This window comes from Limnoraphis robusta CS-951, from assembly GCF_000972705.2.
This window is the reverse complement of record NZ_LATL02000103.1, coordinates 1-7,598: the sequence shown is the minus strand read 5'-3', so window position 1 is coordinate 7,598 and position 7,598 is coordinate 1. Positions and strand designations below refer to the sequence as shown.

The 7,598-nt window shown below is 40.3% G+C and carries 7 protein-coding genes; 2 read left to right on the top strand and 5 right to left on the bottom strand.

The annotated features are described in order from the left end of the window. Positions 1-578 (top strand): orotidine-5'-phosphate decarboxylase (pyrF, locus tag WN50_RS09560; RefSeq protein WP_049558908.1); only part of this gene is annotated, 578 nt, incomplete at its 5' end. 528 nt (positions 579-1,106) lie between these two features. Here pyrF and WN50_RS32025 read toward each other — a convergent pair. The 3 genes from WN50_RS32025 to WN50_RS37110 all read right to left on the bottom strand — a co-directional run bounded on the left by WN50_RS32025 (position 1,107) and on the right by WN50_RS37110 (position 2,882). Then, a complete protein-coding gene (locus WN50_RS32025; protein WP_281062874.1) occupies positions 1,107-1,289 on the bottom strand; it encodes a glutaredoxin domain-containing protein in 183 nt (60 codons plus the stop codon). A gap of 22 nt (positions 1,290-1,311) precedes the next feature. Then, the gene (locus tag WN50_RS09555; RefSeq protein WP_046282287.1) at positions 1,312-2,046 is read right to left on the bottom strand and encodes a glutathione peroxidase; all 735 of its coding nucleotides are present in this window, start codon (positions 2,044-2,046) and stop codon (positions 1,312-1,314) included. A 134-nt stretch (positions 2,047-2,180) separates the two neighbouring features. Further along, positions 2,181-2,882: a rubrerythrin family protein gene (locus WN50_RS37110; protein ID WP_046282288.1), complete on the bottom strand. Its 702-nt coding sequence runs from the start codon at positions 2,880-2,882 to the stop codon at positions 2,181-2,183. A 268-nt stretch (positions 2,883-3,150) separates the two neighbouring features. On the opposite strand from WN50_RS37110, the gene WN50_RS09545 reads away from it, so the two are divergent. Further along, on the top strand, positions 3,151-3,576 hold the full coding sequence (locus tag WN50_RS09545) for a Fur family transcriptional regulator (protein WP_046282289.1): 426 nt from the start codon (positions 3,151-3,153) through the stop codon (positions 3,574-3,576). Positions 3,577-3,928: 352 nt separating this feature from the next. On the opposite strand, the gene WN50_RS09540 is transcribed toward WN50_RS09545, so the two are convergent. Further along, positions 3,929-4,732 (bottom strand): hypothetical protein, encoded by an 804-nt coding sequence (locus WN50_RS09540; protein ID WP_046282290.1) that lies wholly within the window; start codon positions 4,730-4,732, stop codon positions 3,929-3,931. Positions 4,733-6,028: 1,296 nt separating this feature from the next. Then, on the bottom strand, positions 6,029-6,841 hold the full coding sequence (locus tag WN50_RS33325; RefSeq protein WP_046282067.1) for a hypothetical protein: 813 nt from the start codon (positions 6,839-6,841) through the stop codon (positions 6,029-6,031). Between the last annotated feature and the right edge of the window lie 757 nt (positions 6,842-7,598).

Here is a 7,598-nt window from a genome sequence, read left to right as displayed (position 1 = left end):
AAATTTTTACCCAACTGAAACAACGACAAAAACGAATTTTTCTCGATCTGAAATTTCACGATATTCCCAATACTGTAGCAGGCGCTTGTCGGTCAGCCGCAAAGTATGGGGTTGATTTAATCACCATTCATGCAACCGCCGGAAAAGTGGCGTTAAAAGCGGCTCAAAATGCTATAATAGAGGGAGCAAATGCAGCCAATCAACCCCTCCCAAATTTAATCGCAATTACTCTATTAACCAGTCTGAATTCTCGTGAATTAGCCTTTGATTTAAACATCTCTTTAAAACTCCCAGAATATGCCCTGAAAATGGCGTTACTCGCCCAAGAAAGTGGGTTAGCGGGGGCGGTTTGTTCTCCCCAGGAAGTCGAACAATTACGCCGAACCTGTGGGGATGATTTCCTGTTAGTTTGTCCGGGAGTTCGACCCAGTTGGGCAGAAAAAGGCGATCAACAGCGTTCATTTACCCCTTCTCAAGCCTTTAAAGCCGGAGCTGATTACCTGGTCATCGGACGCCCGATAACCGCCTCAGAAGACCCCCTAGCTGCCTTACAACGCATTTGTCAGGAGATCTCTTAAACAGACGGGAGAAAGATTTTTGCGTTCAAACTTTTTTTCCCTCGAAATTTCGCGTTTTTTTTCGCCAGACCCTCTTGACTTTTTGGCTCGGCTACGGGTATGATTATCTTATAATGGGATGGTTGTGAAAAAAATATTTTTGCTTAGATCCGATTATAAAAAATACTATTCATAATTTACCAGCATTCGCCCCCCTTTGTCAACCCTCTTGACCGCGAGGGGAGACAGATTTTTAAATCCCATATAAGAAAAAACCGGGTTTTTTTAAATCCCATATCCCGATAAAAATAGAGAAACTCAAATCAATGAATTTCTCTATTCTAAAACAGAGAGCTATGAAAACGTGACTGATCTGACTACTAAGTTTGAGAAAAGATACCAAACAAACAGATCAAGGATTTGTTTGAGTGATTTCTTCTTTGAGTGAACACCCTGAGAAGGATATCTCTAGAATATTCTCAATTTAAAAATCATCACAGTCCCTTTTTTAAGTGACATTCCCAAGGCTCTTATCCGGGATAAAATCGATTAATTAGATTTCAGATATTCTTCTAAAGCATCAGAACCGCCAATTAATTTTCCATCTATAAAAACTTGCGGTGTTGAAGTTGCGCCTGTAGCCGCTTTGATCGAACGAGTTGAAATATCTTCACCGAGGAGAATTTCTTCAAACTCCCAACCCCGTTCTTTCAGCATTGATTTAGCTTTGATACAGTAGGGACNATAAAATCGATTAATTAGATTTCAGATATTCTTCTAAAGCATCAGAACCGCCAATTAATTTTCCATCTATAAAAACTTGCGGTGTTGAAGTTGCGCCTGTAGCCGCTTTGATCGAACGAGTTGAAATATCTTCACCGAGGAGAATTTCTTCAAACTCCCAACCCCGTTCTTTCAGCATTGATTTAGCTTTGATACAGTAGGGACAACCCACTTTACTAAACATTGTAATGGATTTCGGTTTAGTGGCGCTGGGGTTAATATAGTTGAGCATTGTTTCGGCATCCGATACCTCAAAAGGATCGCCGGGAACTTCCGGTTCGATGAACATTTTATCGATAACACCGTCTTTTACCAGCATTGAATAACGCCAGGAGCGCTTGCCAAAACCTAAATCGGCTTTATCGACTAACATTCCGATTTTTTCACTAAATTCGCCATTTCCATCAGGAATGAGTTTAACATTTTCAGCCTTTTGACTTTTTGCCCATTCATTCATGACAAAGGCATCATTAACAGAAAGACAAACAATATCATCAACGCCATTGGCTTTAAACGCGGGAGCCAATTCATTATAACCGGGGAGGTGAGTCGAAGAACAGGTTGGAGTAAAGGCACCCGGAAGGGAAAACACAATTACTGTTTTACCAGCAAACAATTCATTAGAAGAAATATCAACCCATTCATTATTCTGGCGGGTTCTGAATGTGACATCGGGAACTCGTTGGCCTTCACGATTTTCTAGCATAGAGGTTTTCTCCTGTTAAATGTGTTCGAGTTGAGTTTTCCAGAGTTGGGAAAGGGGTTAGGGGGACAAAGAAACTGGGTATTTTTCTAAAAAAGTCCCGCTTATCCCCATTACCATTTTTTTCGCCACTGTTATTATGCAGCGATCGCTTGCTCGTAGGGAACAAAAGATTTTTTACTCGCCCCACAAATGGGACAATACCAATCTTCGGGAATGTCTTCAAAGGCGGTTCCGGCTGCAATTCCAGAATCTGGATCGCCTTCGGTTGGATCGTAAATCATTGAACATTGCTTACAAATCCATTTGCCGCTACTGGCACTTTTTGCTGCGGGTTCTACGCCATCTAAAGCCTTTAACGCTTCGGTGTATTGGTTGGCGTGATGGTTTTCAATTGAGGTGAGGAAGCCGAAGTTTTGGGCGGCTTTGCGGAAAATTCCGGCGTGTTCACGGGATTCGGCGATTTGTTCTTCAAACTCTGCAACGGCTTTGTCATCGCGATCTTGACGGGCTTGGGTTGTGAATTCGGGATACATGGTGGTGTATTCGTAGGTTTCGCCCTCAATGGCTAACTCCAAACACCGGGAGATGATCGCTTTTTTCTCGTCTTCACTCAGGCTAGAAGCATCTTTGACGACTAACTCTGGGTGAATGAGGCGGAAATGGGCAAAGGCGTGTTCGGTTTCTTGGTTGGCGGTTTCCCGAAACAGTTTGGCGACATCGCTCATTCCCAATTGACGCGCTACTTCTGCAAAAAATAAGTATTTGCGGTTTGCCATAGACTCGCCTGCAAATGCGGCTTCTAGGTTTTTCGCGGTGTTGGAGTTTGACAGATCCATAGTGTTCTCCTCTGAGGATGTAAAGGTTTGATTGATTCCTTACTATCTCAGAATNGCAAATGCGGCTTCTAGGTTTTTCGCGGTGTTGGAGTTTGACAGATCCATAGTGTTCTCCTCTGAGGATGTAAAGGTTTGATTGATTCCTTACTATCTCAGAATAATTCTGATTTAATAAAATGTCAAGTAAAAAACTAAAACAAAGATAATGTACCGTCTTTCCTTAGATGTGATATAATCTAGCTAAGGAAAGCCATATAAATAAAGCATCATGGTTAGCAATGCCAGTAAAGAAATAGAAGAGCGAATGCGAGCAAGGGGACTGAGGATCACCCCTCAACGCTTTGCGGTTTACGCCAACCTGTTGTCTCGTTTTGATCATCCGACTGTTGAGGAAATTCTGGTTGATGTTAACCGCGATTTGCCGATTTCTTCTAAAGCAACGGTTTATAGTGCGTTATCGGTGTTGCGAGAGGTGGGGTTAGTGCGGGAAGTTTTGTTAGAAGAAGGGGTGACTCGTTATGATGCGAAAGTCGAAGCCCATCATCATTTCTGCTGTCAAACTTGTGGCGTTATTCAAGATATTGACTGGGAAACTTTTAGTAATTTACCCTTAGATCGACTTCCAGAAGGGATTCGCGTTGAAAATTATGAAGTGATTATTAAAGGTGAATGCGATCGCTGTACAAATTCTTAGACAAATATTGTTGTAGGGGCGGGTTGATTACAGTTTACAGTTTACAGTTATACAGTGACCAGCTTTTACAGTTTACAGTTTACAGTTATGCAGTGACCAGTTTTTACAGTTTACAGTTTACAGTTATGCAGTGACCAGTTTTTACAGTTTACAGTTTACAGTTATTAGTTATTAGTTATCAGTTATCACTGTTGACTGTTGACTGGTCACTGTTCACTGTTCACTGTTCACTGTTTAAACCCGCCCCGCTTTCAAGAAATATTATGATTTTAGGGATTAAAAATCGCAATTAAAAACCCGGTTTATCAAAGAAACCGGGTTTTTCCAATATGCAGTTATGGCGATCGCTCAGTTAGAATTGTTTGCGCTTTCGCAAAGCAACACCTGTAACACCAAAGATAAAGAAAGCGACAAAGCTAGACGGTTCGGGTGCTTTGACTAAAACAGCATTGGTTTTCACTTCAACTAACGTTAAAGAAGTGTCTTCGCTAAAGTACCGAGAAAATTCACCCAAATATTCCGCAGTAATGAATTCTTGATTTCCCCCAAATTCTTGTTCGGAATAATCTAATAAAAAATTAAAGCCATCACTGGCTTGAACTTCAAAGAAGTCATCATTACCCGCAGTTTCTAACCGTCCAGAAATGGTTAAGAAATCAATGGGTTTCTGGGTTGAATCGTCAAAGAGGAAGAATGAAATATTACCCTGAGCAATTGCAGCTTCACCGGGAGGTTTTTCAATAGAGGTTTCCAGTTCCAAGGATGACAGAAAATCAAAAGAAAATGTTGAACCTGCTTCAATGTAAAATTGACGACCAATAACAGCAGCTTCACTTTCTGCAATCCCTACATATTTTTGTCCATCTCCTTCTGCTAAGGCAAAAGAAGAGTTGAATGCAAAGGGATGTATTTGGGCGAAGAAAGCGTTAGAATCTGCGCTCGCATACACCGAACCATCGGTACTGAGAGTAAAAACTTCACCATCTGTTAAAGTGCCAACACTGGAAGGAGCGTGACTAAAGCTGTGTAGAAAAGCGTTAGCAGAGGAAGAAGCAAAAGTCGCTGCTATGCTGGGTGAAGAAGTGACGGTCAACGTGGCCAAAACGGGAATTGAACCCAAAACAAGATTTAAACGCTGCTGGAATTTTTTAAGCATGACTGATGTTAATACTACTTTATTTTTATTTCTGAAAAGCCCTGACAGTTTTTCGGTGATCGGCTAAATTTTTTGATTTTTGGTTAGCCCGGTTGTTGTTGAAGAGAGTTGAAACTCTCATTTTCAAAGGAATTCTCAAGCTTTCCGAAGTGTTAATTTCTTGGACTTTTAACGGGTCTACCTATCTGTATAGATGCACTTGGACTCACAAAAAATCTCTATAGCTAGGACAAACGTCTAGCTGATGCTTTGCTGATCTTCCTAAATTAATGGATGATCTTCATGGATTGGTTATTTTTAGCTTAGTCTGCTCAACCACCTAAAAACAAGATAGTAATTTAAAAATCCCAACTTTTTTTGTAAAGGTTGAGTAAATTTAGATCGGCTTACCTAAAGACCAAAGATTATCAAATTCCTGTGAAATTGTTGTGACAATATGATGTTTTAGTCGAAAAATATACATTTCAAACGGTTGGGTTTGAGATTGCATAAAATCCTTCTAAACGCACCCCTATCGCCTCAATCTTTAACCGATGATTGCTCTGCAAAATCTGCCTCTATCCTCTGAATATAGGCGGTTAAGCCGGATCAAACAGATCAACTATAAATAAGTTGGTCTGAGGGTTGCTTCAATTGAACTTAGATTTTGAAAAATTGAAATTAATTTTAAATGTGTTAGAGTTGAGTTTTCAGTAGCAGAGAAATTAGACGGGGGAACAAAGAAACCGGGTATTTTTCAACAAAAGTCCCACTTATCNAAATGTGTTAGAGTTGAGTTTTCAGTAGCAGAGAAATTAGACGGGGGAACAAAGAAACCGGGTATTTTTCAACAAAAGTCCCACTTATCCCCATTTCCGCTTTCTTCGCCACTGTTATTATCAAACAGAATTCAGGAGTCAGGAGCCAGAATTCAGAATTGAATTCTGTGCGAGTGGCAGATGAATAATTGGGTTGAAGACCCCCGCTAAATCTTCTATTTAGGGGTCTACAATCAGTGGCGGGTCCCAATCCCCCACTGATTGATTCTGACGGATGTATTCTGACGGATGTATTCTTCTTCAAGTAGCGATCGCTGTACGGAGGAGTAGAAAAATACTTTGAAGTATAAAAAAAGGAGATGTGATTATCCCCTTGACGTTTGAGATTTTAGATTTTGTCCGTTCAAGAAATATCATTTTTGTAGGGGCGGCTTTTTNTTATGAATTGCCTCTACCCGTCACCCGTTTTTTCAGTGAGCAGTTTTTTTACTGTTTACTGTTCACTGTATAAACCCGCCTCGCTTGATATCAGAGTAAGTTAGGATTGTTTGCGCTTTTTCAAAGCAACCCCTGTGACACCAAAGATAAAGAAAGCCACAAAACTCGAAGGTTCAGGTGCTTTGACCATAGCATAGTTAGTTTGGATTTCGACTAAAGTTAAAGAGGTATCTTCACTAAAGTATCGAGAAAATTCACCGAAATAAAGCCCACCCATCAACTTGAGATTATGCCCATAGTCGGCGTCGGAAGTAAACGCCGTTGAAGAGGTAAAGTTATCGCTGCTGTTAATCTCAAAAAAGTCATCGTTACCCGCAGTTTCTATCCGTCCAGAAATCGTGAAGAAATCAATCATCTGTTCGGTAGAATCCTCAAAGAGGAAGACGAACATATTACCCTCAGCAATGGCGGTTTTACCGACTGGACTGTCACTAGCGGTTTCCAGTTGAAACCGTGATCCAAAATCAAAAGAGAATGTTGAACCGGCTTCAATAAAAAAGTTAAGCCCAATAACAGCAGCTTGGCTGTTGGCAATACCGATATATTCTTGTCCGAATCCAGAGGCTTCTGCCACAGAAAAGTTGCGTGCAGAAGTAGGAGGAATTTCTATATTGAAGATCGCGTTCGTTGCTGCCGATGCGTCAACTGAACCGTTAGTTGCGAAAGTAAAAATCTCCGCATCGGTTAAGGTTTCAGTGCTTAAAGGATCGTGACTAAACCAATCTAAATAACCCTGGATAGCTGAACGAGCAAAAGTGTATGCAAGACTGGGTGAAGCCGTGAGGGTTAACGTAGCGAAAACGGAGATTGAACCCAAAACTAGATTTAAACGCTGCTGGAATTTTTTAAGCATGACTGATGTTAATACTACCTTATTTTTATTTCTGAAAAGCCCTGACAGTTTTTCGGTGTTCGGCTAAATTTTTTGATTTTAGGTTAGCCCGGTTGTTGTTGAAGAGAGTTGAAACTCTCATTTTTCAAGGAATTCTCAAGCTTTCCGAAGTGTTAATTTATTGAACTTTTAACGGGTCTACCTATCTGTATAGATGCACTTTGACTCACAAAAAATCTCTATAGCTAGGACAAACGTCTAGCTGATGCTTTGCTGATCTTCCTAAATTAATGGATGGTCTTCATGGATTGGTTATTTTTAGCTTAGTCTGCTCAACCACCTAAAAACAAGATAGTAATTTAAAAATTCCAACTTTTTTTGTAAAGCTTGAGTAAATTTAGATCGGCTTACCTAAAGACCAAAGATTATCAAATTCCTGTGAAATTGTTGTGACAAGACGATGTTTGAGTAGAAAAATATACATTTCAAACGGTTTGGCTTGAGATTGCACAAAATCCTTCTAAACACACCCCCATCGCCTCAATACTTAACCGATGATTGCTCTGCAAAATCTGCCTCTATCCTCTGAATATTGGCGGTTAAGCCGGATTAAACAGATAAACTATAAATAAGTTGGTCTGAGGGTTGCTTCAATTGAACTTAGATTTGGAAAAATTGAAATTAATTTAAAATGTGTTAGAGTTGAGTTTTCAGTAGCAGAGAAATTAGACGGGGGAACAAAGAAACCGGGTATTTTTCAACAAAAGTCCCACTTATC

Excerpts from the sequence above, each read along its gene's own strand:
- WN50_RS09555 (WP_046282287.1), bottom strand. The coding sequence starts at position 2,046 with ATGCTAGAAAATCGTGAAGGCCAACGAGTTCCCGATGTCACATTCAGA.
- WN50_RS37110 (WP_046282288.1), bottom strand. The coding sequence starts at position 2,882 with ATGGATCTGTCAAACTCCAACACCGCGAAAAACCTAGAAGCCGCATTT.
- WN50_RS09545 (WP_046282289.1), top strand. The coding sequence starts at position 3,151 with ATGGTTAGCAATGCCAGTAAAGAAATAGAAGAGCGAATGCGAGCAAGG.
- WN50_RS09540 (WP_046282290.1), bottom strand. The coding sequence starts at position 4,732 with ATGCTTAAAAAATTCCAGCAGCGTTTAAATCTTGTTTTGGGTTCAATT.
- WN50_RS33325 (WP_046282067.1), bottom strand. The coding sequence starts at position 6,841 with ATGCTTAAAAAATTCCAGCAGCGTTTAAATCTAGTTTTGGGTTCAATC.